Source organism: Chryseobacterium ginsengisoli (genome assembly GCF_039542325.1).
GTDB lineage: Bacteria > Bacteroidota > Bacteroidia > Flavobacteriales > Weeksellaceae > Chryseobacterium > Chryseobacterium ginsengisoli.
Genome location: NZ_BAABHX010000001.1, coordinates 466,454 through 489,993 on the forward strand (window position 1 = coordinate 466,454; position 23,540 = coordinate 489,993).

The 23,540-nt window shown below is 31.6% G+C and carries 21 protein-coding genes and 1 pseudogene; 11 read left to right on the forward strand and 11 right to left on the reverse strand.

Translation table 11 applies throughout. The features are described from left to right. Positions 1 to 22 precede the first annotated feature (22 nt). Genes ABD940_RS02180 through ABD940_RS02190 form a run of 3 tightly spaced genes read left to right on the forward strand, consistent with a single transcriptional unit; the run spans position 23 to position 4,798 of the window. Positions 23 to 4,027, forward strand: coding sequence for a hypothetical protein (locus tag ABD940_RS02180; RefSeq protein WP_345200023.1), 4,005 nt, complete (start codon positions 23 to 25; stop codon positions 4,025 to 4,027). Then, a complete protein-coding gene (locus tag ABD940_RS02185) occupies positions 4,017 to 4,436 on the forward strand; it encodes a hypothetical protein (RefSeq protein ID WP_345200024.1) in 420 nt (139 codons plus the stop codon). The genes ABD940_RS02180 and ABD940_RS02185 overlap by 11 nt, the downstream gene beginning before the upstream one ends. Further along, positions 4,433 to 4,798 carry a hypothetical protein gene (locus ABD940_RS02190; protein WP_345200025.1) on the forward strand — a complete coding sequence of 122 codons (366 nt, stop codon included), beginning with the start codon at positions 4,433 to 4,435 and terminating at the stop codon, positions 4,796 to 4,798. Before ABD940_RS02185 ends, ABD940_RS02190 begins: the two co-directional genes overlap by 4 nt. Before the next feature lie 157 nt (positions 4,799 to 4,955). Here the strand turns inward: ABD940_RS02190 and ABD940_RS02195 are convergent, their stop codons facing one another. The 4 genes and pseudogenes from ABD940_RS02195 to ABD940_RS22875 all read right to left on the reverse strand — a co-directional run. Next, positions 4,956 to 5,312: an integrase core domain-containing protein gene (locus ABD940_RS02195; protein WP_345200709.1), complete on the reverse strand. Its 357-nt coding sequence runs from the start codon at positions 5,310 to 5,312 to the stop codon at positions 4,956 to 4,958. A gap of 15 nt (positions 5,313 to 5,327) precedes the next feature. After that, positions 5,328 to 5,483 carry a hypothetical protein gene (locus ABD940_RS02200; protein ID WP_345200026.1) on the reverse strand — a complete coding sequence of 52 codons (156 nt, stop codon included), beginning with the start codon at positions 5,481 to 5,483 and terminating at the stop codon, positions 5,328 to 5,330. A gap of 13 nt (positions 5,484 to 5,496) precedes the next feature. Continuing rightward, positions 5,497 to 5,847, reverse strand: coding sequence for an IS3 family transposase (locus ABD940_RS22870; RefSeq protein WP_425550346.1), 351 nt, complete (start codon positions 5,845 to 5,847; stop codon positions 5,497 to 5,499). Then, a pseudogene (locus tag ABD940_RS22875) lies at positions 5,844 to 6,008 on the reverse strand (IS3 family transposase); the annotation flags it as partial. The gene ABD940_RS22870 and the pseudogene ABD940_RS22875, both read right to left, overlap by 4 nt. Positions 6,009 to 7,028: 1,020 nt before the next feature. On the opposite strand from ABD940_RS22875, the gene ABD940_RS02205 reads away from it, so the two are divergent. From ABD940_RS02205 to ABD940_RS02215, 3 genes are all read left to right on the forward strand, one after another. Then, the gene (locus ABD940_RS02205) at positions 7,029 to 7,874 is read left to right on the forward strand and encodes a transporter (RefSeq protein ID WP_345200027.1); all 846 of its coding nucleotides are present in this window, start codon (positions 7,029 to 7,031) and stop codon (positions 7,872 to 7,874) included. Between the two features lie 131 nt (positions 7,875 to 8,005). After that, positions 8,006 to 8,818: a helix-turn-helix domain-containing protein gene (locus tag ABD940_RS02210; protein WP_345200028.1), complete on the forward strand. Its 813-nt coding sequence runs from the start codon at positions 8,006 to 8,008 to the stop codon at positions 8,816 to 8,818. A gap of 73 nt (positions 8,819 to 8,891) precedes the next feature. After that, positions 8,892 to 10,568: an alpha/beta hydrolase-fold protein gene (locus tag ABD940_RS02215; protein WP_345200029.1), complete on the forward strand. Its 1,677-nt coding sequence runs from the start codon at positions 8,892 to 8,894 to the stop codon at positions 10,566 to 10,568. Between the two features lie 247 nt (positions 10,569 to 10,815). Here the strand turns inward: ABD940_RS02215 and ABD940_RS02220 are convergent, their stop codons facing one another. From ABD940_RS02220 to ABD940_RS02235, 4 genes are all read right to left on the reverse strand, one after another. Continuing rightward, positions 10,816 to 10,983, reverse strand: coding sequence for a bacteriocin-like protein (locus tag ABD940_RS02220; RefSeq protein ID WP_345200030.1), 168 nt, complete (start codon positions 10,981 to 10,983; stop codon positions 10,816 to 10,818). A 271-nt stretch (positions 10,984 to 11,254) separates the two neighbouring features. Continuing rightward, positions 11,255 to 11,941: a hypothetical protein gene (locus tag ABD940_RS02225; protein WP_345200031.1), complete on the reverse strand. Its 687-nt coding sequence runs from the start codon at positions 11,939 to 11,941 to the stop codon at positions 11,255 to 11,257. A gap of 37 nt (positions 11,942 to 11,978) precedes the next feature. Then, positions 11,979 to 12,608, reverse strand: a complete 630-nt coding sequence (locus tag ABD940_RS02230; protein ID WP_345200032.1) for a hypothetical protein — start codon at positions 12,606 to 12,608, stop codon at positions 11,979 to 11,981. Then, on the reverse strand, positions 12,605 to 13,216 hold the full coding sequence (locus ABD940_RS02235; RefSeq protein WP_345200033.1) for a YfcZ/YiiS family protein: 612 nt from the start codon (positions 13,214 to 13,216) through the stop codon (positions 12,605 to 12,607). The genes ABD940_RS02230 and ABD940_RS02235 overlap by 4 nt, the downstream gene beginning before the upstream one ends. Positions 13,217 to 13,552: 336 nt before the next feature. On the opposite strand from ABD940_RS02235, the gene ABD940_RS02240 reads away from it, so the two are divergent. Beyond that, positions 13,553 to 13,894, forward strand: a complete 342-nt coding sequence (locus ABD940_RS02240; protein WP_345200034.1) for a DUF2511 domain-containing protein — start codon at positions 13,553 to 13,555, stop codon at positions 13,892 to 13,894. A 275-nt stretch (positions 13,895 to 14,169) separates the two neighbouring features. On the opposite strand, the gene ABD940_RS02245 is transcribed toward ABD940_RS02240, so the two are convergent. Next, on the reverse strand, positions 14,170 to 14,295 hold the full coding sequence (locus tag ABD940_RS02245; protein ID WP_345200035.1) for a hypothetical protein: 126 nt from the start codon (positions 14,293 to 14,295) through the stop codon (positions 14,170 to 14,172). 323 nt (positions 14,296 to 14,618) lie between these two features. Here ABD940_RS02245 and ABD940_RS02250 point away from each other — a divergent pair, with 323 nt between their 5' ends. The 3 genes from ABD940_RS02250 to ABD940_RS02260 are packed head-to-tail and all read left to right on the forward strand — an operon-like array spanning position 14,619 to position 20,404. Beyond that, entirely contained in the window at positions 14,619 to 18,482 is a 3,864-nt protein-coding gene (locus ABD940_RS02250) for a DEAD/DEAH box helicase (RefSeq protein ID WP_345200037.1), read from the forward strand. 41 nt (positions 18,483 to 18,523) lie between these two features. Then, on the forward strand, positions 18,524 to 19,123 hold the full coding sequence (locus ABD940_RS02255) for a hypothetical protein (RefSeq protein ID WP_345200038.1): 600 nt from the start codon (positions 18,524 to 18,526) through the stop codon (positions 19,121 to 19,123). Positions 19,124 to 19,132: 9 nt separating this feature from the next. Beyond that, the gene (locus ABD940_RS02260) at positions 19,133 to 20,404 is read left to right on the forward strand and encodes a hypothetical protein (protein WP_345200039.1); all 1,272 of its coding nucleotides are present in this window, start codon (positions 19,133 to 19,135) and stop codon (positions 20,402 to 20,404) included. Between the two features lie 143 nt (positions 20,405 to 20,547). Here the strand turns inward: ABD940_RS02260 and ABD940_RS02265 are convergent, their stop codons facing one another. Continuing rightward, the gene (locus tag ABD940_RS02265) at positions 20,548 to 21,135 is read right to left on the reverse strand and encodes a recombinase family protein (RefSeq protein ID WP_345200041.1); all 588 of its coding nucleotides are present in this window, start codon (positions 21,133 to 21,135) and stop codon (positions 20,548 to 20,550) included. 59 nt (positions 21,136 to 21,194) lie between these two features. Continuing rightward, positions 21,195 to 21,737: an antirestriction protein ArdA gene (locus tag ABD940_RS02270; RefSeq protein ID WP_345200042.1), complete on the reverse strand. Its 543-nt coding sequence runs from the start codon at positions 21,735 to 21,737 to the stop codon at positions 21,195 to 21,197. A 409-nt stretch (positions 21,738 to 22,146) separates the two neighbouring features. Here ABD940_RS02270 and ABD940_RS02275 point away from each other — a divergent pair, with 409 nt between their 5' ends. Continuing rightward, positions 22,147 to 23,406 (forward strand): ImmA/IrrE family metallo-endopeptidase, encoded by a 1,260-nt coding sequence (locus tag ABD940_RS02275; protein ID WP_345200044.1) that lies wholly within the window; start codon positions 22,147 to 22,149, stop codon positions 23,404 to 23,406. Positions 23,407 to 23,540 lie beyond the last annotated feature (134 nt).

Sequence of the window (23,540 nt, forward strand, 5' to 3'; positions counted from 1 at the left end):
TGAAATTAAAAACAGCAAGTCAATGAAAACAGCAACTCCTGTAGAAAATGACCATAAAAGCCATCAAAACCAAAGCAAAAAGCTAAGGCATCCAGAGTTGGTAGTTTTGCCTTTGTATGAGGCAGAACAGGTCAACACACAAACACAAAAAACTGAAGATCCAGGTGTTACTACCGGATCCGAAAATCCGAACAGCAATCATTTTAATTTTAATCGTACTATTACAGCCGTTCATGGTTCACAAACTATTTACGACCAGGGCGCAGAAATAATGTACGGCAAACTCCAAGAAAGTTTGGCAGAAACCAGAAACATTAATCATCCTGATACCAAAGAAATTGAAAAAGGTTATATGATGACCTTAAATATCGATCAGGTAAAAGATTATCATGATCTCAAATCTGGAACTTATCTGCCAAAAACAATAGAAGAGCAAGCCGCAGTTCATCAACAAAACAAAAAAAATCAGGAAGCAAAGCCAAAAGAGAAAAATCAATCGGCTAATAAAGGCAATATGGATACTTCCTTGGCTGATCTGCAAAATTCTCCGGCGACACAGTTGCCCGGTAATTTTAATGCTGTTCAGAATAACAGTACAGCATTATTAAATAGTCAAACCGAAAAAGCAACAGGCGAACTTCCAAAGGTAAATGCAAAAATAGGCAGCGCTTTTTCCGGATCTAAGTCTAAAAATAAGACAAACACAGATAAAACTGTAGCAAAATCAAGTAAAAAAACAGTTAAATCTGCAGCCCAAAAACCAAAGCCAAAAGAAATTGCTTTCCCAGAAACCGAACCGTTGAAAAAAGCAAATTACCCTTTCAAAACGGCAGCAAATAAAAATGGAGAGCTTGAAAAACAAGCCAGACAACAGTTTAATAAAGTTCAGCTGAATACTTCTGCAATTCCAACAACTATGCAGCAAAATGCACATGTAGATCTTACAGGAGAAGCAAATACAGAACACTTAGCAATTGAACAAAACGATGCCGCACAAGACATGAGCATCAAAAAGAATCAGGCGGCAAAAGATATTCATAAAGATCATGGCGAAAACAGCATCATCAAAAAACCAAATGATGAAATTCTAAAACCTTCGCGCAAACTAACGTCCAAAGCCGTTAAAAAACAACCTCTTGATGCTCTGAAATTGGAAGGTACTGACGAGGCGAACATCAATGCTCAGTTTGAGCCTATTATTCACTCAAAAATAGGTGCAGAAAGCGAAAAATATCAAGCTGCAGAATTAGAGCACAATCAAAAAGTGATGGAGCAGGAAAAATCTGCCGAAACACAAATAGGAGCTGAAAAAGATAAATCGCATCAAAGTCAGCTGAAATCTGTAAAAGACGCTCAAACAGATGTAAACAATTCAAGAGTTGAATGGCAAAATGCGCTTAACAAAACGGAATCCGATTTTGCAAAAAAATCCGGAGAGCAGGCTAAAACCACTCTTGGAAATATAAAAACAGAAAAAGGCAAAGGCGAAACCCAGGCACAAAAACATATTACCAAGGCCAATGAAGATGCATTAAAAGAAAAAATTGCTGCCGATACGAAAGCTAAAGACAAGAAATCTGAAATGGATAAAAAAAGCGGAGGTTTCTTTGGTTGGCTGGCTGACAAAGTTTCAGAATTCATCGACGCTCTTAAAGATGCTTTGAATGTTATTTTCACGGCACTAAGAAAAGCTGTTAAAGCCATTTTTGAAGTTGCCAAAAAATTAGTTTTAGAAGCATTGGAAATAGCCAGAAAAGCAATAGTCGGCTTTATCAAAGGATTTGCTTCCTTATTAAAAGGCTTCTTAGACATTGCTTTGGCTGCATTCCCCAGTATCAGAGACCGACTGAAAGCCAAAATAGATAAATATGTGGCTGCAGCTGAAAAATTTGTAAATCAAACCTTTGAGGTCTTCAAAAAAGCTGTTGTTGCTGTTATTGATTTCCTTGCGAATACTGTAGATACATTACTAGGAGCATTACAAGAAGTGTATAATTTTGCTCTTGATGCTATTAATACTATTGCATCAGGAATAATTAAAATGCTTGAATTTATACTTGATATAGAAAAGCAGTATAATCTTTTCAAAAGTTTAATAACAGGAATTCAAGAGATTTGGAATAATCCGAAGATTTTAGAAAATTATGTTATTGGTTTTATAGCACCATTTATAGATAAAATACCTGGAGAAGCAAACAGTCAATTTAAAAAATTCTTTGCTCAATCCGGAGTTTCGTTTGCGAAACATATTACAGGAGTCTGGACTCATCTGCAACCTATTTTAGCTTATATGGCAGGCAATTGGTGGGGCGAAATGAAAAAAATGATATGGTATTTAGTTTGGCCGTTTGCAGAAGGAGGTCCTGTTCGTACAGAAGCTCCAAAATTATGGACACTTATTCCGGAAATATGGAATAATGTCACTAATAATAATTTTAGCAAAGCTGTGGATGGCGGACTAGCCTGGATGCAGACTTTAAATAATATTGTTGGTGCATTCTCTGGTTGGATTACCATTGGCAGTGTTTTAATTGGTGGTATTGTAGGAGCATTTTTTGGCGGAGTCGGAGCCATACCTGGAATAATGGCCGGATTAGAATTTGCTACGGCAGTGGGAGAAGGCTTATTATTATCAATGTTGGCAACAGAAAGCAGTATTATATCAAAAGCTGTTTTTGATATCCTGACGGTTGATGATGATGGTATTGAAGGGGACGCTATCAAGAAGAAAAAAGAAAAAGAAAATAATGAAAGTGGACAAGGAGGTGAACAATCTAAAGACGATAATTCAATTACTAATTACGAAAGCAATGATGTTGAAACCGGTCATGATCGTTTACAATATGCTTATCAACGTATTGCAAATAGTGGATTTGCATTAGCTATCATTGCTGTATTTATGGCTTTAGGAGCTTTGGCAACCCGAATTGTAAAGGCATTAGAACCTAAGTTTTCACCAAAATTTGCTAATTTTAAAGCAAAGGTTAAAAACACTAAAGTAGGAAAGGCTTATAGTAAATTCAAAGCAAAAGTTATAGAGAAGGGACGTGAAGATTATCGTCCTGAATGGATGAAGGAGAAAGGAAAATCTAATATCCGGGAGGAGGATGTGAAACCTATTCAAACGGAGCATGGAAGATCTTATGGACAGGCAAAAACCAATGAAGGACATACAGTAACCATAACTGAAAAAGGAGAAATATATATTTGTGCTTCGCCTTGTGCACCTATCCGAGAGAAATACACATTGGAATTAGAAGATAATCCTGAACTTATGCGTCAAATCGAAGAACTTGAGGCGGATACTATGCTTACCGATCAGGATAAAGCAGATTGGATTGCAGAAGAGATAGAACCCAAACTTTCTAAGATAAGGAAAGAGAATAATGCTAAAATAGAAAATGACCTTAGCAAAGTTACCAAAACTTCACGATTTAGTCCAAAAGGTACAGTTCGGAAAATACGAGGTAGAGAATTTACTCAAACAGAAGATATTAGCCCAGCTGGAAAGCTCCCTATTGGGAAGTCAAGGATTGGAGAAGTTAGAGATATTAAATTTACACAATCTTCAGTTAATAATGAGACAGGCGATCATTTTGTACTCGGAAACGCTTATTATCTGTCTATCGGTAAACCAGTACCTGTAAAAGATATTAATGTATTCTATAATTTAACAGAAGATATGGGAGGATTTATCACTGCAGATAACCGTAGATTAGTTGCAAGTAAGATTGCAGGAAGAGAAACTACAAGATTTCAATATTTGAATCCTGAAGAACTTATGACCGATCATGCCTTTAAAATGACAACATTAACCAAAGGAACTGATATAGATATATTTGTTTTTTTGGATAAGAATGGTAAATTTGTTAAAAAGCCTAAGCCAGGAACTCCAGAAGCTAGGACAGTTATATTTGAAACATGGAAATTAATTGAGCAGAAAGATGGAAGTTTGATAATTAAAAATCAACAAGATAGAATAGTACCTTTACAAGAAATAAAAAACTATTTGCCTAATGAAAAATAAAGTATTAGAAAAATTTGACAAGATAATATTAGATAGTTATTGGATAAGAGTTGTTGATGATCATGAAGATCCGACGTATTATTTAATTGATATAAGAGTTATAAGTGAGAGTAATTTAAAATCCTACTATTTTTATGGTTTAGCTGAAATGTATCAAAAAAACGTACAGATTCAGGAACAAAAAAAATATTTAATAATTGATGAAACAAGTAATTGGTCTGAGATATTCATAGAAAAAAATAAAAAGGGTACCTCTGAATATCTGAATATTAATGAGGAGCTATTAAAGCATTATATATTTCGAATAGGAGAAATCGAATTCAATATACTCGCAGAAGGGTACAATATTGATGATAATTTTAGAGAAATGTTTAGAGAGCAAGAAAAAATCAAAAATTTAGTATCATGATAGCAAAACCATTATTTCCTCATTTATCAGAAGGAAGCATAATGTATAGATATAAAGCCATAGAATATTTTCATTCGTCAAAAAAAATCTTTACCATAGCAAATATGTATGATGGAGAGAAAAAAGAATCTGTTACGGTTGGATTTCTGTTTACTGACGTGGAAGAAGTTAGTCAAAAATTAAAGACAGATAATCTACTCAAAGAATTTGGTTTAGAAGGCAACCCTATGTTTGAATTTATTTTTTACTCAGATGGTGATAAAGAATTAAAAACATATATATTAGCTATTGGAGTTGCGGTTCTTATCATAAAAGCAAAAGAAGTCGAATTAATTAAGGAAGATATCTATTATATGGGATAATAAAATATCTATTATTAAATTTATAGAGGCTGTCCGAAGAGTTCGGATAGCCCTTTTTTATTAACTTCAATAATCAAAACAGTACCTATGTAATTCTCCCCAAACGTTGGACAGAATTATACCCTTATTTTGTATTGTAAAACTATAAAATATTTCATTATGTTTTTGGTGTTGAGGCATTTTGTTGGAAAGGAGAAAACTCGGAGACGGAACCTCGTGTTGGCGAGTTTTCCTTTTTCAACAAATACTGCATTGGAGAAAGGTTTTGTAAACTTTCATGTGGTCTGTCCTGATTATAATGTTTCGTACATTCTGCCGAGATTTCTCTAACTTCTACCAAATTATTAAAAATTCTTGCATCTAAAACTTCGGTGCGGTAGCTACGATTGAATCTCTCAATAAAAGCATTTTGTGTTGGTTTTCCAGGTTGAATATATCGGATTTCAATCCTATGCTTGTGACACCAATTTGTGAAAACACTACTCGTAAACTCAGGACCATTATCTGTACGAATTGCTTTAGGTTTACCTCATTCTTTTACAATCCATTCCAATAAATCGGTCAAATGCATCGCTCCAATCGAAAGTCCTATTTCTATCCAAATCACTTCACGACTGTAATCATCAATGATATTCAGCGTTCTGAATCTCCTCGAATTGAATAGAGCATCACTCATAAAATCCATGCTCCAAACCTCATTATATTGGCTCGGAACTTATAAATTTTCCCTTTCCCTTGAAGCCAGTCTTCTCCTGCGTTTTCTCAAAAGGTTCCAGTCCTGATTTTTTGTAAATTCTATATACTTTTTTGTGATTCCAGAAAAAACCTTGATTCCTAAGACTATGAAACATTTTTTTGAATCCATAGCTTGGATGTTTCTCCGAAAGTTCATTCAGGCAACCAATTAGTCCCGCGTCTTCCTTTCTTTGGGACTGATAATAGTAACTGCTTCTTTCCAAATTCAAAAATTTACACGCCTGCCGAATGTTTATCGGATATTCTGACACAAGATAATTCACTACTTCTCGCTTAGTAGCAGGCTTTATCATTTTTCTGATAAAACGTCTTTCAGAGCTTCATGTTCCAAGCTCAAATTGGCAAACCTCTTCTTCAAACGATTGTTCTCAGATTCCAATTCCTTAATTTTCTGAAGTTCTTTTGTAGAAGTTATTCCACCAAATTTCTTTTTCCAATCGGGAAAGGTTTGGTAGTGGAAACCATATTTTCAAGAAAATTCCTTTGCGGTCCGCCCCGACTCATATTCTTTCAAAATTGCCAAAATTTGGCTGTCTGTAAATTTACTTGTTCTCATATCCTAAAATTAATTGTTTTTCTCGTTAATTTTAGGATTATAATTTGTCCAGTTTTTAGGGAGACTTACATTGAATTGATGATTAAACACCAACCCATTGACTTCGGTGTCCCCAAAAGTATCGTGATACTTAGTGTATATGTTTCAATTAGGGTGTAGATAGAATTAGCGAAGTTGACCTGAACCCAATTTAAATATTAATCTTGCAAGTTTGAAGGATGGAGTCATAATTACATATTCATCAAAGAATCCAAATGAAAATTCAGCCTTTTCAATATTAAATTCTATGAAAGATAATATTGCTTTCCGATTTGTATATGTATATACCATGCCTGAAGAATCTAAAAAAAAGCTATTGATGATATTATTAATAATATTAATGAAAGAAAATATAATCCTACTATTTAGCTTACTGTTTCTTCTTGATTAGATCAGGGAAGCGAATGAAGCGTTGGATTTTCATCATAAGGTCAAAGGCAATAAACTATTATAATCAAGATATACGGTAGTTATTAATAAGTGTAGAAGCATCTAAGTATTAAATAAAAGTACCACAATTCAATTTTCCTATAATATTGGTCTTATTCTTGGATGAATTTTTTTGTATTAATCAAAAAATGTGTTTTTATAAACAAATTTATATATGACGATATAACTATAAGGTCATTTTAAATATATACACACTAAAAGGCCATTTGGTTATAAACTTGATTCTTATACCTACCATCTTAAACAAATTAACTATGAAAACACTAAACAATTTTTGGGAAATACTAAAAGGAATATATAAAGACTGGAGTGCACGGGATTTAGTTACTGAAGCAGCAAGTTTAGCCTACAACGCAATTTCTCGATCCCGGGTCTTTTAATTATTGTGATTATTTGATGATTACCTTTTAAAAACCTAAAATAAAAACCATGAATATCTGTCAATTTTTCTTAAAACTAATCTTGAGTGCAATATTTTTACCAGGAATATGTTTTGCACAACAGGACTCAATTAAAAATTATTCTCTTTTTAAGCCAGTTCCGCGTGCGCTCATGAGAGAAATGGAAACAGACCGCCCCGATGTTACTGAATCTCCTTATACAGTTGATGCTGGACATTTGCAATATGAAACGGACTTAGTCAGACTTATAAACGAAAAATCAGACTTACTAAAGACAAGCACATTATTAATCAATCAAGCCAACCTTAAAATTGGAATTACAGGAAGTACGGCAATACAGATAGGTTGGCAGAGCTATGGTAGACAAAAAGAAACGGAAATTGGTTCAGGTTCAGTAACAACAACTGATGGAATTGGTGATGTAACACTAAGGATTAAACAAAATTTAATAGGAAATGACCACGGGAATTTTGCGCTTGCTGTGTTACCTTACGTTAAATTTCCGACTTCGAAATATGATGAAGAAAGTCGCTTTGAAGGGGGTCTGATTGTACCGATGTCCTACAAATTCCCCGATGAATGGAAACTTGGACTGCAAGTAGAAGTTGATCGGCTCAAAGATCTAGATCAACCCGCAATGCATACTGAATTTTTGCAGACATTAACAATCAGTCATCCGTTATTTAAAGGAATTGACGGAATAGCCGAAACGTATTATACTTACGATTTCAAGGCTCATCAATTGTCAAACTATATTAATGCTGCGATTCAGATAGACGTTGCAAAAGATTTTAAACTCGATGCCGGGATGAATTACGGAATACAGAATACTGCAGCAAAACATTATTTCATTGGCGTATCTTATCGACATTAAAGTGAATAGTGGTAAAATTCATTGTTATATTTAATATGATCCCAATAAGATAATATTTTAATGCTTTTTTATGACGTTCTTATATTGAATTAGAATATGTATTTTTATAAGTGAGATTTACCGTATTTACGATGGAAGAAATATTTGAAACCTTCAAACCCAAAAACGTATTGATAAAAAAATATGTGGATTATTATTATTTAGATATAAAACCAAGTAATCACATCAACGAATTTCAGTGCTTCCCTCATTTTAATAACACAATATCACTTTATAAATCTCATCTCCGATCTGAAAATGGAGAAATTATTTTTGAGAATAATGCAAAAGCCTTACAGATCTTCACACCTATCCGTCAGAAACTTCTCAATGTAAAGCAGATAGGAAAAGTCTATCGAATTGTAATCGTGTTTCATCCCTTAGGAATTCAACAGTTTTTCAAAGACCTCAATTTTACAGGTTATATTACAACTTTTAACTTCTTCACACAAAATGAGCTTAGCCAAATATTCTCAACAATAAATTCTGAAATCTTAACAGATTCACTGGACAGATTTTTAGAAAAGAGATTTAAACATTTTGAGAATTCTATTTTGGATCGATCTATTCAATATATCTTTAATAATTGTGAGAATTTTTCCGTTGCAGATCTTTCTGCTACTATCGGAATAAGCAGACAGCACCTCAGTAGGACTTTTCAATCGCAACTGGGAATTTCCGCTAAAAAATTTCACGAAATAGTACTCTTTAGAAGAACAGTAAATAATAAATTATTTGAAGAGCCAAAAAGAAACTTTACTGAACTTGCTCATGAGTTTAATTACAACGACCAATCACACCTTAATAAAATCTACAAAAATCTTACCGAGAATTCCCCTAAAAGCTTCTTTGACAAGGGAACCGTTATAGGCACGCAGGGCACATTCTGGCGATTGCCATCATAATTGGCAATGTTCCATTTTTACAAGTTTCTGCAGATTCTTATCTATAATTTTGTTTCATCAAATTTTAAGTTTTATGAAATATATTATATCATTGAGTCTGCTTTTAATCACTCTTCTCGTCAACGGACAAGAGAATTATTCAGCATTGACACAAAAGGCATTGGAAACCATGTGGAAATCAAAAGATGAAGCCGGTTACAAAAAAGCATTGGATATGTATGAAGAGGCTTTTAAAATATATCCTGACAGCATCGATGGAACCGGGCTTTACAAATCTTCTGTTATTGCTTCAGAGTTGAACGATTATGATAAAGCTTTCAAATACATTATTCCGTTAGCAAAAATGCAGCCCGATGAGGACGGAGTTGCCGGTTGGAGTTATATAATTGGAGAATCCGCACAAAGTGAATATAAAAATTTGCTTCTAGATCCCAGATGGAATGTTTTAAAACAAAATGCTATAAAAGACAGAGAAAAATTTCACAAAAAATTAATTAAAATTGAAGATGAATTTTTCAAAATAAAGAGTTATTTTTTTGATAAAATCCCAAATGGGAAAATGCTGTATGAAAAGATAAAAAATCACAACCCATATTTATCTAAAAACCAACAGAATTATTCTATTACATTCAAAGTAAATGATTCTGCGACAACTTCTTATCTTATCCATTTACCCAAAAATTACAATCCTCAAAATAAATATCCCCTACTCTTTTTTCTGCACGGTGCTGTTCGTAGCAATGTCCTGTCAGATTATCAGATGGTTCAGGAAAATTTAGGCGGCTGGAACAGATTTTATACCAAATATGCAGATATTAATGATGTAATATTGGTATTTCCGAAAGGAGGTGAAAAGTACAACTGGATGACCCCGGATGACGGCTTTTTTATGATACCGGAAATGCTGAAACAAATCAAAACAGCAATCAATATTGACGACAGTAAGGTTTTTATTTCCGGGCATTCCAACGGAGCAACAGGTTCTTTCTCTTATTTAATGAAGCAGCCTACACAATTTGCCGGTTTTTACGGATTTAATACTTATCCTAAAGTTTTCACCGGAGGAACTTTTGTGGAGAATATCAAAAATCGATCTTTCATTAATTTCTCTACGGACAAAGATTATTATTATCCTCCCAATGCCAACGACGACCTTACAAAGCTGATGAAAGGAATAGCGGCAGATTATAAAGACTATCGATACAATGGGTTTCCTCATTGGTTTCCTCAATTTGGGGAATCTGAACCTGCATTTCAAATACTTTTTAAAGATCTAGTGAACAGAAAAAGAAATCTTTTCCCTAAAGAGATTTCTTGGGAATTTGATGATGAAAAGTATGGCAATATCGATTGGATATCTGATATAAAACTTGATACTCTAAAATTAAAAGCTCCTTGGCATCAGGAATTGAATTTTAAAATAACGAGCTGGATCGATTATGATAAAGACGACAGTTTGATTGTCAAAAAAGTTAATAAGGACGCCTTTGATCTCAAAAGAAAATCAGGAAAAATAAAGGCAAAGTATGAAAACAATATTTTCTATATTGAGACCTCTCGTATACAATCTTTTTCTATTAAACTTTCCCCAGAGATGATTGATAGAAGCAAAAAAATTAAAGTTTATCTAAACGGAAAATTGTATTTCACTCAACAAATAGATTATAATCAGGAATTTATGCTGCAAAATTTTGAGAAATATAGAGACAGAGAGCAAATATGGATAAATTTCATAAATGTAAAAATATAGTTTAGTCTAAAGCACGATCAAAAGTTTGATCGTGTTTTTTTTAAGATTCAAATATGCAGGATTTTTTTATATTGATAAAGATCGGGTGATATACTGCACAAACCTGTGTTCTTTAAATTTATTAATGATTATATTAATTGTAAATTTAAAAGCCATCTTGTAGATGGCTTTTAGTTTGTTTTAGGTTCTCCACGTCGCGGTTAAGAGAATTAAACAATTACGCAATAGTACTTAAACTAAAGTTTAATTATCCTTCTATCGGTATATCTGGTACTATAATATAGCATTCTGCATTAATTGCTACACATACATCAGCTTCAGGACAATAGTATTTTCCAGGAGGACATTTTGAAATAGATGCAGCTCCTTCAATTGCTTTCAGTTCTTTTCTTGACAGAATTTTTAAATTTTTCATAATAATAGAATTTGGTTTATTTGTAAAATTTTCTAATTTTTATATTCTCTTAAATTAGTAAAATATTATATCAAAAAATTTACTTTTGTAAATTTTTTTCACAATTAAAACCGTTTTGTAAGATTAATTGGGGATTTCGCTAAAAGTGTGTACCAGATTTCATTCCTAACAGTGCACTTCGCTTTTGAGCTCCGGTCTCGATGAAATCGTAAAAAACTAAGCCAGACAAGTGAAATAAAATTCCAACAAAAAGAAGTTGATAAGTATGAGATTATTTTACATAATCTTTTACGTAGAATGAATTCTTACCGTCATCTTTTTCCTTTTCATCTACAAAATTTCTATACGTGTATTTTTTTCCTTTATGTTCAGGTTTGTTTTTCTCCCGAAGATAATCTCCGTAATATTGAAAACCTCCTGAAATAAAATAATCGTTTAATAATTTATCTCCATCAGCTACAACATACAAACTACAAGATTTGAATTTTTCATTGTTGTATTTCCCCGTATTGTTGGTTTCGAATAGATAAAGCTTATTGCCGGCATTCCACACCCTGTACGAAAATTCCGGATCTCGATAATAAAAATCAGCTTTTCCAAATTTCTTTTCCAACAGTTTCTCAAACTCCCCCGCTTTTTGAGTTGTTTTTATTTCCAGCCTGTAGGCATTTACCTTATTTGTTGTCCTGTTCTCGTAAAAAGACACATAATTAGTGGACAACATAGAGGGATCCTGTCTGTTAAGCGTTCCGGAAAAAGAATATCCCGAGAATTGCAGCAATGCAGGATCGGTAATGTTGTAAACAATAATGCCTGAAAGATCGCTGTTTTTATCAAGTTCATATTTTTTCTCAATGGCTGAAATGTCTACTGGAAAAGATAATTTTTCAAGGTCAGAACTATTAGTCTGACAAGACATCAGCAACGGAAAAATAAGTAGAATGATGATACTTTTCATTGTATATATAATTTGGTTTGGTACGATCATTTAGTCCCTAATATAATTCTTTATCCGAAAATTTGAAATCCTGGATTTTAGGGAGCGGTCTGATTAAAACTCTTTTTTTTCTCACTTTCGATGGTTTGGCTGAACCTAATATTTCATCAGTTTCAGTTCTGATGCCGGTAACCAGATCAAATTTAGTTTCTGTAAATATGGTATTTTCATTAGTGTAACCTTCGGTTGCATTATTAGTGAGCTTATTTACATGTATTAATTCAAAATTACCATTGTTATATTTGAAGTCGTAGGTAATATTTCCACCTTTAATTTCACTCCACATTTTTAAAATCCCTTTTTCAATAAAGAAATCAGGAATTTGACAGCCATTGAATTCCCCTTGTTTTTCAACAGGATATTGCGGTTCGATAATCTTGTTTGACGATACGGCTAACGTTAATTTTCCGTTAGGCCGAGACAGGAAAATTTGTAATCTCAATGGTCTTGTTTCATCTACAGTATCCATTTTTACCGTTATTTTATCCATCTTGCCATCATTATTCAAATCTCCGCTTTCTTCCCTTACCTGATAAGTAAAATGGTCTTTATTCTTGATACTTTGAGCCAATAAATTCATTGGAATTGAAATTAATATGAACAGGGAGCATAGATACCTATTTTTCATTTAGTTTGGTTTTTAACATTTTTTTTAATTTCACTTAAGAGTTTGTCAAGAAAACGTTGTTGCTGGATATCTTCCTTAAAAAAACGCTGATAAGTCACACTGCAATCTGAAATATCAGTAATATTTTTTGCGTCAAAGGTCCAGTCCTCCGTATTTTTCACCAAAACGCCTAATTCCCCGCCACAACTCTGCCACATTTCTGAAAATTTGCTTCTTTTATCATCGCTCAGTTTGCCAAAATCTGCGTAGACCGAATATCCTTTCATCTCAGAATTGAAAAATTTTCTGATCATATATACTGGCACACCACCCCAGTTGATTGTTTCTCCTTTTGGCAGCTCTATATCTGTAAGTTTTTTTTCATTCAGTATCCTGTCTTGTCTCCCTTCTCTGAAAAACTGTTCTTCATAAGTCAGTTTTGTTCCTTTGGGTATTGTTATATTTTTGACTATTAGAGATTTTGTTGTAATAAAATAAGGATAATCAGGTGCCCTGCTTCCATTTGGGTTTCCCATACTGCTCAATCCGTCAAGCACGATGATACTTCCAACGACTAATAAAGTGATAAGCGTCAAAATTCCTATGATAATATAATTTCTTTTCCTCATTAGATTTTTGTAAGGTAACTTATTGATTATTTTTTAGATAATTAACAACTGCAATCTCTCAAATTGCATTCAGTCTAATTTACCTCATTTTTTACAGTAGACAAGAATTATTTTGGCGCCTTGTTATTTCTGATGGTAAGTTTAGAAGTTTTTGAACAATCAAAAAATAAAAGTTTTAGAGAATAAGGCCCTATCTAAGAATAAGGTATTATCATTTTATTCCCGAAGTCAAAAAATGATTTGATACAAAAAAAATCAGGATTGGATATCTTTACGGAAACCCGTAATTTGATATCCATTGTTGTCCCTACTTTTGTAAACAATATATCTTTATCTATGAAAAAAATATTTTTATTTTCAGTTCTTTTGTTAATTTTATCTTGCAGTGCACCCGTGGAAAAAAATACACTTAAGTTCACTAAGCAGGACTATGTTGGTGAATGGCCATTCTCTGTCGATGAGATTGAGGTATATTGTTCAGGTTACAAAGAGATTTATGGAAGGACAAACGATGGTAAAATCTATGCCCTAAATGGCTCAGCAAAAGGAGCTTCACATAATGACTCATCAATCAGTAAGATTGAGGAGATTTGGCTTGATGATCCGAAATGGTCAGGACTGAAGATATCTTATGGAGATTTTATAACGCAAGGGCTTACAATCTGTGAGAATAAATAAAACTATAAGTACAATAATGAGTGATATTTTGTTGACAAAAAAAATTAACTTCTGCAAACGTCGAAACTCTATTTTTAATCAGTATTTCGTCCTAAAATAACTTGTCAACTTATTTAGGACTCGTCACTATCAATTGTGGAAATCAAGCTTATCGTTTCATTTTGTAGATGTTTTTTTGCACGTTCCATAATAATTTAGGATATAAAATTTTATGATATTGGAGTTGGAAGTACAACTACGTATAAATCTAATCCATATGAAATTTTATTCATAATTTATAGTTTATATTTACTGATGTGGATACGCTTTCCATCAATACCGATACTTGAACCTTTGTAGTATTCAAGATAAAGACTTACTCTTCCATCTTTAAGTTTCTTTTGTTTTAATGTTATTAGCATAAGTAAAATATTTGGAGGTGTACATAGGGTGTACCAAATATAAAAACAAAAGATAATATATGAAAATAAATTTTATATAAATTACTGATAATCAAATAAAATAAACTAAAAGAAAAGAAAAATTACTTTCCGCTTCATAAATAGTTAATTATGATTATCAATAGTTTATAATTAATAGTAACAATATAGAATCAATTATTTAATAATCTCAAATTTCCTCTCAAAAAGTTTTAAAAATTCAATATAATAAAAAGTAACCTTAAATTCATAATACTTAGGAATTTATATATTTGTATAAACTAACCAAAACCTGAAAGCAAAAAATGCCATTTAATCTCATAGATAACGATTGTCTACCATTAGTCTTTGACAAAGAATTTGAAATCAACAATGAAGAGTTATTAGCTGAATATGTGGGAAAAATTATACTGGGACATTATTCTCACGTTAAAAGAATAATAAGAACTCTTTCAACCTTGCCACTAGTAAATCAATCTACTGATATTGATCTTGCCATTCAAAAACTTGATAGAACTGGAAAAAATGATAAAGATATTGAAAAGAGAGATGGTTGGGTATTTCAAATTATTTCTTGGCTAGCTCTATTCCACGAATATAAGGATACTGTATTTTATTGTCAACAACCACATGATGCACCTGCACAACATGGATTAGACGGTATAGCAATAACATTGGATGAAAATTCAAAAATTCAATCCATAATAATAACAGAAGACAAATGCACAATTAATCATAGGGTTATAATACCTGAAGTTTGGAAAGAATTTGAAAAATTTGAAAAAGGCATATTTAATAATAAACTTGTTAGTCGAATTTCAGCACTTATTGAGAACTTGAATGATGGTCAAATTTTAGAAGCTAATAATAATGAAATTTATGAAAGTGCTCTAAGAAAATACAGATTAGGAATAAACAGAAATGACACCTATGATGAAGTACCTAAAAAAAGAAAAAAACTTTTCAAAGGATATGATACTTGTGTAACAGGAGATAGCCCACATAGACGTTATGGAGCGACATTATACCAAGAGAATATCCCTCTTATTGGCGATATAGATATTGAAAGATTACCTCAAGAATTGACTAGGATTTATGCACAGGTAGTCAGTTTAAGAAGGCAAGTTGTTGATGGTACAATTGACTTTCAAAACGAAAGTTTAGTATCAAGTTTGATATTACTTCGTAAATTAGCTAATAATTTAGAAACCATCTTACTAACTGATAATGCTAGGGATCAAAAAGAATCTGTAGCCTTTGTTGCGGCAACTGCAAATAGTCTTATCCATAAGATGGGATTAATAAATGATTCTGAAGATAATCTTTTAGAAATAGACTCAATATCAACATACATTGCTTCCACTATTCTATTTTTAATTGGAAATAGTCAAGCTGATGCAGCTGAAACAGCCCATTCTATGAGAGAATTTAATACTGAAAATTTAATTCAACAGAAGTTAGTCAATTGCATTTTTTCATTAGCAACAGGAAAATTATTAGATACTCTCAGTATAAATTTTAGTGAAGAAGAAATCAACCAGGACACTGATACTTTAGAAATTGCCCTTAATTATCTTTGGCGAGAACTAGGTTTAGGTATTATATTTATTATAAAAAAGTTAGTTGGACAAGATACTGAGACAGTTAATAATCATTTTGATAATGTAATTGAATTATCAACTTCAAACGAAAAGTTTTATAATCAAAAAAGTGTCTTTTCAGGTCCATATAGACTCGCAAAGTTATTGAAAATGTTAGAACTTACTATCTTCAATAATGCAATTATAAATATACCACCGCCAGAAGGTATAGATTCAATTGTTTGGCAGCAATTTTTAGAGAAATTAGCCAAAGACCGTCCATTTTTGTGGGAGAATCATAAGGAAATTATAAACGCTAATTTTTTAGATTTTGGAAAATCTGTAGTATTAACACTTCCAACTGGTGCAGGTAAATCCACATTATCTGAATTAAAAATTGCATCTAACATATTCTTAGGAAAAAAAGTGATTTATTTAGTTCCAACACATGCCTTAGAAGATCAAGTAAATAAAAATTTAAAATCTTTATTTAATGAGTTTGATCCAATAAACATTGAGCTTGGAGGGGAATTCACAGATTTTCCAGAAAATAATGATATCCCTATCTTAGTAATGACACCAGAGCGATGCCTAACACTTATGAACACTAATACTGATTATTTTAATGATGTTGGATTAGTAGTTTTTGATGAATTTCATTTAATTCATGGGGCAGATATAAAAAAAGACAGGAGATCAATTGATGCAATGTATTGTTTATTATCATTGTTTACAATAAGTTCAAAAGCTGATTATCTTCTCATATCAGCTATGGTACAAAATGGCGAAGAAATTGCATCTTGGATTGAAGAAATAACAAAAAAAGAATGTTCAATTTATAATTCTACTTGGAAACCTACAAGACAACTCCATGGATGCCTAGTCTTTTCGGAAGAAAAAATAAATGAATTGAAAGATGAAATATTTTTACAAAAAGAGTTAAAGAAGACTAAATTACCTACAGTTAGTTTACAGAAAAAAGTTAATGCGACACCTTATTGCTTTTTTAGTTTAAAAAATATTTGGGAAACGGAAAAGAATAATGATTATTTTTTAACTCAAATTCTTGAGCATAATGTTTTTCTTAGCGTAAATAAATGGTGGAAGCTCACTAGTAATAGAAATACAATAGCCGCTAATTTAGCAATACATTTTGCAGAATTAGGTCTTAAAACGCTTGTTTTTGTTGATGATCCGAGAATTACAAATTCAACTTCGGCTAAAATTTCTTCTAAACTTAGTGACAATACAAAAGGCTACAGTGAATTTATTAGTAATAATAAAAGATTTATAAAGATCCTCGAATTAGAATTAGGAAATATCGAAAACTCATACTTTTTTGATTGTAATAAAGTTGGTGTTCATCACGGGCTACTTTTACCTATTGAACGCTACCTCATGGAAAATTACTTCAAAGCTTCAAATGGCTCAACAGTACTTGTAGCAACTGCAACTCTTGCGCAAGGAATAAATTTGCCTGCTGAAATTGTGATAATTGCTGGAGATGATCGTTTTGATGAAGATGTGGAAAGAAGACAAAGAGTAGAACCTCATGAATTATTAAACGCAGCTGGTAGAGCGGGAAGAGCTGGGCTATCATCACAAGGAGCTGTAATATTAATTCCAGGAGATATAATAACTATTAAAAACTCAACAATTTCAGGGAGATGGTGGAAATTAAAAAATGAAGTTTTTTGCAAAGGAGATCAATGTTTAGAAATACAAGATCCTTTGGAATATTTTTTAGATTCTTTACATGAAAATTTAGAATATTTAAATATAGATCAGACAAATATTTTATACCGTTTCAAACCTGATAGTAAACAAGACACAACAACTAGCGATTTATTAAACAAATCTTTTTACGCTTATAAGTCTGCTATAGATAACAAGAAAGAAAAATTTGATTTTCAAGTTAGAAGATTACTGGATAGAAGAAATGAGTTAGATGAATTATCGCAAGAAGATTCTTGGCAAAAAGATATTAGTCTTAAAACAGGATTGGAACCATCAATTATTTATGAATTGAATAAAGCCTTAGAAAATGAAGATATTGAAAGTTTTTTATCTAAATCAGTAATTGAATTAATAGAATGGTTTTTTAACTGGTTAAGTTCTAATGATCGTTTTATTGAAAAAATATTTACCAAACCAACGACATTAAACCATATTAAAAAAATCGTTGGCTTAAAAGCTGAAGCAAAGCTATCAGATACTTTACCAAAATTGGAAGTGTTATCTATAATACTTCAAAATTATGTAAAAGGCATGAATTTACTAGATCTAAATGAATTTATACCTAGTAAAAAAACTGAGAATGATAAAAAATATTTAGTCACGGTTAGATCTTTCATTAGTAGATTGCTTCCAGAGTTAAGTTTTGGATTTGGCATATTATCAATGATAATAATTGAAAGAGCGAGCCAAATTAATATATATGATGAAGATGTTCCTTGGGACATTAAAGTATTAGCAAGTTGCATTAGAGAAGGGTTTGATACTGCAGAAAAATTATTCTTAAAAAATGATAAAAAATTATTAATGCGAGTTGAGACTCATATAGCATATAATAACTCCACATTTACATAGTATTAACTTTAGATACAATTACAATAATTAAAAAAATTAATATGGAAAAATTAAAACCGATAGTAAAAAGTAGAATTAATAAAGCATATGATCATCCAGAAAACAACGGATTATTATACAAAAAATACGGAAAATACGAAAATATCAAAGATTATTCTGAAAGAGAAATTATTGAAATGCTGTATGGAATTTATAAAACTTCTAAAATTTTAATTGCTAGTGATACTATAATAAATCTAAATGATGTTGTCGAATCAACTTGCATACTTGCTGATGTTTCTTATATTAAAAAACCAACTCTTGAAGATTATAAAGTAAATTCACATAATACAATAGATAATATACGAACATTCTATATCAAAGATTACTTTCTAATCACAGATGACAAAAATGGTAAAAGACAAGAGCATAGAATTACAGATTTTTTACGTAAAATCGGCTTTCTTCGAGTTGGCAGAGGAAAGCATATTGGATATTATAGTATCTCTAATTCTTATAAAACATTGCAAGGAGGATTATATCCAAAAGATTTATTTTATCCAATCAAAAGATACATAAATGGATTATTTTTCAGTGATGATTATAAAATCTCTAAATTCTCAGTTGATAGTCCTATAAAAATAGTTGCCAATATTAAATAATAATCATTAATGATATTCAAATACGAAGTTGAATTTTTATTTTTGAAAAACAGTATTATCTTCACAATAAGTACTTCTACAGAGGAAAGTATGAATGTTTTTTTGGATGATTTATTTCTAACATTTTCAACATTAAATCCTGATAATGAAATTTACACAATCCAAGGAGTTCAAATTTATAATCAAGATCTTGAAAATAAATTTTACTCATTAGTCCAAAAATACAAGCATCAATTACCCGAGTTAAGTGGAGTTTTAGCTCAATTAAGAAAGTTGAATAAAGGAGAAAGATTTATCTTCCTTCCTAAACAAAAAATGGAAACAGAACAAAGGATAAAATTAAGAAGTTTTTTGGAAGCTGAGAATAATGGAGGTAATTTTGAAGCAATATATGAAGATGCAATGTCGAAGTTAGGTGATGTAATTATGACTTATAATATGCAAACTTTCGGAGATTATAGAGTAAATATTGGTACACAAAATAAAAATCATAGGATATGTAGATTTTGCAAAAACAAATCCGAACCATTAACTTTTAATAATAAAGCTCACGCTATATCAGAGGCGCTTGGAAACAAAACACTAATTTTATATGATGAATGTGACCTCTGTAATAAGAGAATAGGTCAAACCATAGAATCAGATATTATAGAGTATCTTTCGCTATTCAGAACAATGTTTAGTATTAAAGGTAAAGGGGGTAATAAAAAATTTACTGGGAAAAATTTCGAATTAGCTGCTGATGAAAATAATTTAAAACTAACTTTCAAAAGTATAAAAGACAGACCGAAAACGCCTGATGAAGATTATAATGTAAAATTAGTTAGCCAAAAACCCGTTGTACTTCAAAATATATACAAATCTTTATGTAAATATTTTCTTTCTGTTATTGATGAGAACTTATTGAAACATTTCGATAAGACAATAGACTGGATTAACGGTGATTTTGAAACATTATCTCTACCTTTAATTGCCGAACAAATCACCTATAATCAATTCACGACACAACCAAATTTAGTATATTATATAAGAAAAAATGATAATAAGAACTTACCTTATGCAGTATGCGAATTTCAATTTACTTGTAAAAGAATGTTGTTTATAATTCCTTTCTCTGACCTTGATGAAAAAGATTTTACTTTGAATAATGATTTTCAAAACTTTTGGTTAACCTTTAAACCTTATAGTAATGTCGGAAATTGGGGGCATAATGATTTTTCCAACAATAATGCAAGAGAATTCAAATTAACCTTACAGTTTACGAAAGAAAATAAAAATTAATTCTTAACCTGGTACCATTTTAGACATATAGAATAATAAGAGCAAGATTCAAACCCAGATAGTAAAACCAGCTCTTTTTACCTCCTTTCTGATCTGTCGATAGTGAAAATTACAACTTCCTTGAGTGGTCAACTCTCTTTACATCAGATATTATTTTTGACTTTCTGAACAGTTCCTATGCTGACCGAGCAAATTTTTGCCGTATCTCTGATAGAATTTCCTTTCTTTAGGTTTTTAATTACCTCTTTGTACTTGAAAAGGAAATCTTCAATGCTTTCCGTAGAACCTTTTTCACGCCCTTTATAAGTTCCACGTGCTTTGGCAAGTGCAATTCCCTCACGTTGACGTTCTAAAATGGTTTCTCGTTCCATTTCGGCTATATTCGCCATAACTGAGATAATCAATTTGAACGCTTGATTCTCTTTTCCTTTAATTAGACTTTCTATTCCGAGATTATCTACCTTAAGAATAACGCCCTTTTCTTTGAAAAATTCCAAAGTCGTAAGAATGTCATACAGATTTCTTCCGAGCCTGTCAATAGAACTTACCGAAACGTAATTAATTTCATTATTTTCAATTGCTTTTATTAGCTCCTTTCCCTGTTCTCTATCCTTGAAGGGAGTAGAACCGCTAACAATATCAATAAAAACCTTTTCACCCTTAGCTTGTTTCTCTTCCTGCCTTGCTGTGTTCTGTGCTCCTGTTGAAACTCTTATATATCTAGCTTTCATATTTTAAACAGTTATAAAGCACCCTGCAATTAAGCAAGGTGCAAAAATTAGTATTTTAATTAGTTTTTGAAATAGTACCCGTTAGAAGTTATATAATCGTACATTAAATGTCGGGCTGTTGCTTCCCAATCAATGTAAATGTAAGAGGGCAAATTTTCAGGAATTGAACCTTCCTGTTCTAAAGTAGTCTGCGCAAAATCCTCGTCTGAACTGTACTCGCCATAATAAGAATCTGAAAGACTCTCTAATAGTTCACTTACGTCTTTGTGATAATAACTCATGCACTCTGCATAGGCTTCTATAACCTCGAAATCATACTCTGAACTATTGACTTGTTCGGCTATTTCGTAAATATCTGCTGAAAGATGGCATTCGCTGACTAGCTTTTGTTTGATAAAGAACTGACTACATTCATAATCCTGAATCATAAATTCGGGTTCTTGTTCATCTTGGTGTAGTTCCTGCATAGCCTGTAAAAGCTCATCATAACTTGAATAATCTGATAATTGAAGCCATTCTCCGTAAATGCTTCCTGAATTGTACTTGCCATAAGTACCGACATAGATTTGGAAGTCCTCCAAACAATTTTGTAACTTTGTCATTGTAGATAAGTTTTGATTGAACACTGAAATTTATTTTACACACTCCCCATTCAATATTAGTAGTATTAATGGGGTTTTTTGTTGGTTTTTATTAGTCGAAAACTATGCCAAATGTGCAAATTTTAGGGTACTTTTGAATGAAACAGAAGAAATATTTTAAGCCTGTACAAAATTCTCTCAAACCTGTTCTAACTTTGGATTGTAGTCTAAAAATGTTCAAAAAAAGTGCTGAGGTTTTTACACCTCCAGAAAACTTTTGACCGATTTTCCAAAGGTGGGGGTATGGCAAAAACTCGTCTTAGCCCCTCCTCCTAAGTCTAATATGGGTACTCTTCCGATACATAAAATGTGAATAACCCAATTTTGAAGTAAAATTTAATGTATTTACATTTGCAAGAAACCATATTGCATGAATACCGTAAAACTCGGAGATGAATTTGAAGATAAATCTTACAACATTATTGAACAAGCATTAAAAAATAATGACTTGGGGCTTATACCAAAGTATTGTAAAATTTACTGTAAGAAACCCTATTATTCTTTTAGAAGAAAAGCAGATATTATTTTTGATTTAGCTATTGAAGTCACCCCGCCAAAGGCAAAGAATCCCACCTTATTATATTTAATCGAATGTAAAAACTATACGAGTCCAGTACCTGTTAGCGATGTCGCTACATTTGCAGAATACATAAGTCAAATTGAAGGCTTTGCAATAAAAGGAGTTTTTGTTTCTAATAATCGTCTACAAAGTGGCGCATTAGAAACTGTTAAATCTTATGGTATGATGCTGATTGAAGTAAATGATAATGATTACAATATCCTTTTACATAGAACTGATAATCTGAAGAATCAAAATGAAAAAGACATTCAGTTGGATGAGAAAATCAGAAAAACCATTGAAAATGCGCTACTTCCGAAAAAAATAGAAGGACTAAAACAATTTTCAGCACAACAAATACAAAATATAGCAAATACATTTTTGAATGAATTTGATAGCTCTATCTTGGCAGGGGCATATAAATTAGATTTAAAACAATTAACTAATTATTTAGAAAAGAAGTATCAGCTCAAAGTAGAATATGTCAATCTTTTAAATAATGACGGAACAAAACTGTTAGGTTATTTTGATTCGCAAAGCAATAAAATCTTAATAGATTACACAATGGTTGGCACAGAACGTTTCCCATTCACTCTAGCGCATGAAATTGCACATTTCATTTTACATAGAAATCTTAAAATGAATCAAACGGTCTACAATAATTTTAAAGATTCAGTACACAATATCTTTACTCAGCAATATGAATTGAAAAATGATAAGAATTGGATTGAATGGCAGGCTAACAGCTTTGCTTCGGCAATTTTAATGCCTCACTCTTCAATATTAGCAAGATTAATAGAGCTGCAAAGAAGAATGGGAGTTAGTAGGAATCAAGGTACAATTTATGTTGACCATCAAGAACAAAATAGAAAGGATTTTCATACTTATATAGACTACTTATCTAATCATTTTGGAACGAGCAAACAAAGTGTTGAATACAGACTAAAGTCATTAGGTATTATAAAAACACCTAAAGAAGTTAAAGTTAATTACGCAAGTGAACAAGAAAGGATAAGACAGGAATCTATTAGAAGGGCAAATGAATTTATGAATAGAAACTTTTATGATTAAAATAAATTTCTATTTTTGCAAACTATAAACATTTAAAACGGTTTAATTATTGATATAGAAAAATTTATCTAAAAAGCTATCAGGCTATTTTAGAAGACATAAACGAAAAAATAAAAGTGTAAAACTTTTGCTTT

Coding starts and splice junctions, on each gene's coding strand:
- ABD940_RS02180 (WP_345200023.1), top strand. CDS start 23: ATGAAAACAGCAACTCCTGTAGAAAATGACCATAAAAGCCATCAAAAC.
- ABD940_RS02185 (WP_345200024.1), top strand. CDS start 4,017: ATGAAAAATAAAGTATTAGAAAAATTTGACAAGATAATATTAGATAGT.
- ABD940_RS02190 (WP_345200025.1), top strand. CDS start 4,433: ATGATAGCAAAACCATTATTTCCTCATTTATCAGAAGGAAGCATAATG.
- ABD940_RS02200 (WP_345200026.1), bottom strand. CDS start 5,483: ATGGATTTTATGAGTGATGCTCTATTCAATTCGAGGAGATTCAGAACG.
- ABD940_RS22870 (WP_425550346.1), bottom strand. CDS start 5,847: ATGATAAAGCCTGCTACTAAGCGAGAAGTAGTGAATTATCTTGTGTCA.
- ABD940_RS02205 (WP_345200027.1), top strand. CDS start 7,029: ATGAATATCTGTCAATTTTTCTTAAAACTAATCTTGAGTGCAATATTT.
- ABD940_RS02210 (WP_345200028.1), top strand. CDS start 8,006: ATGGAAGAAATATTTGAAACCTTCAAACCCAAAAACGTATTGATAAAA.
- ABD940_RS02215 (WP_345200029.1), top strand. CDS start 8,892: ATGAAATATATTATATCATTGAGTCTGCTTTTAATCACTCTTCTCGTC.
- ABD940_RS02220 (WP_345200030.1), bottom strand. CDS start 10,983: ATGAAAAATTTAAAAATTCTGTCAAGAAAAGAACTGAAAGCAATTGAA.
- ABD940_RS02225 (WP_345200031.1), bottom strand. CDS start 11,941: ATGAAAAGTATCATCATTCTACTTATTTTTCCGTTGCTGATGTCTTGT.
- ABD940_RS02230 (WP_345200032.1), bottom strand. CDS start 12,608: ATGAAAAATAGGTATCTATGCTCCCTGTTCATATTAATTTCAATTCCA.
- ABD940_RS02235 (WP_345200033.1), bottom strand. CDS start 13,216: ATGAGGAAAAGAAATTATATTATCATAGGAATTTTGACGCTTATCACT.
- ABD940_RS02240 (WP_345200034.1), top strand. CDS start 13,553: ATGAAAAAAATATTTTTATTTTCAGTTCTTTTGTTAATTTTATCTTGC.
- ABD940_RS02245 (WP_345200035.1), bottom strand. CDS start 14,295: ATGCTAATAACATTAAAACAAAAGAAACTTAAAGATGGAAGAGTAAGT.
- ABD940_RS02250 (WP_345200037.1), top strand. CDS start 14,619: ATGCCATTTAATCTCATAGATAACGATTGTCTACCATTAGTCTTTGAC.
- ABD940_RS02255 (WP_345200038.1), top strand. CDS start 18,524: ATGGAAAAATTAAAACCGATAGTAAAAAGTAGAATTAATAAAGCATAT.
- ABD940_RS02260 (WP_345200039.1), top strand. CDS start 19,133: ATGATATTCAAATACGAAGTTGAATTTTTATTTTTGAAAAACAGTATT.
- ABD940_RS02265 (WP_345200041.1), bottom strand. CDS start 21,135: ATGAAAGCTAGATATATAAGAGTTTCAACAGGAGCACAGAACACAGCA.
- ABD940_RS02270 (WP_345200042.1), bottom strand. CDS start 21,737: ATGACAAAGTTACAAAATTGTTTGGAGGACTTCCAAATCTATGTCGGT.
- ABD940_RS02275 (WP_345200044.1), top strand. CDS start 22,147: ATGAATACCGTAAAACTCGGAGATGAATTTGAAGATAAATCTTACAAC.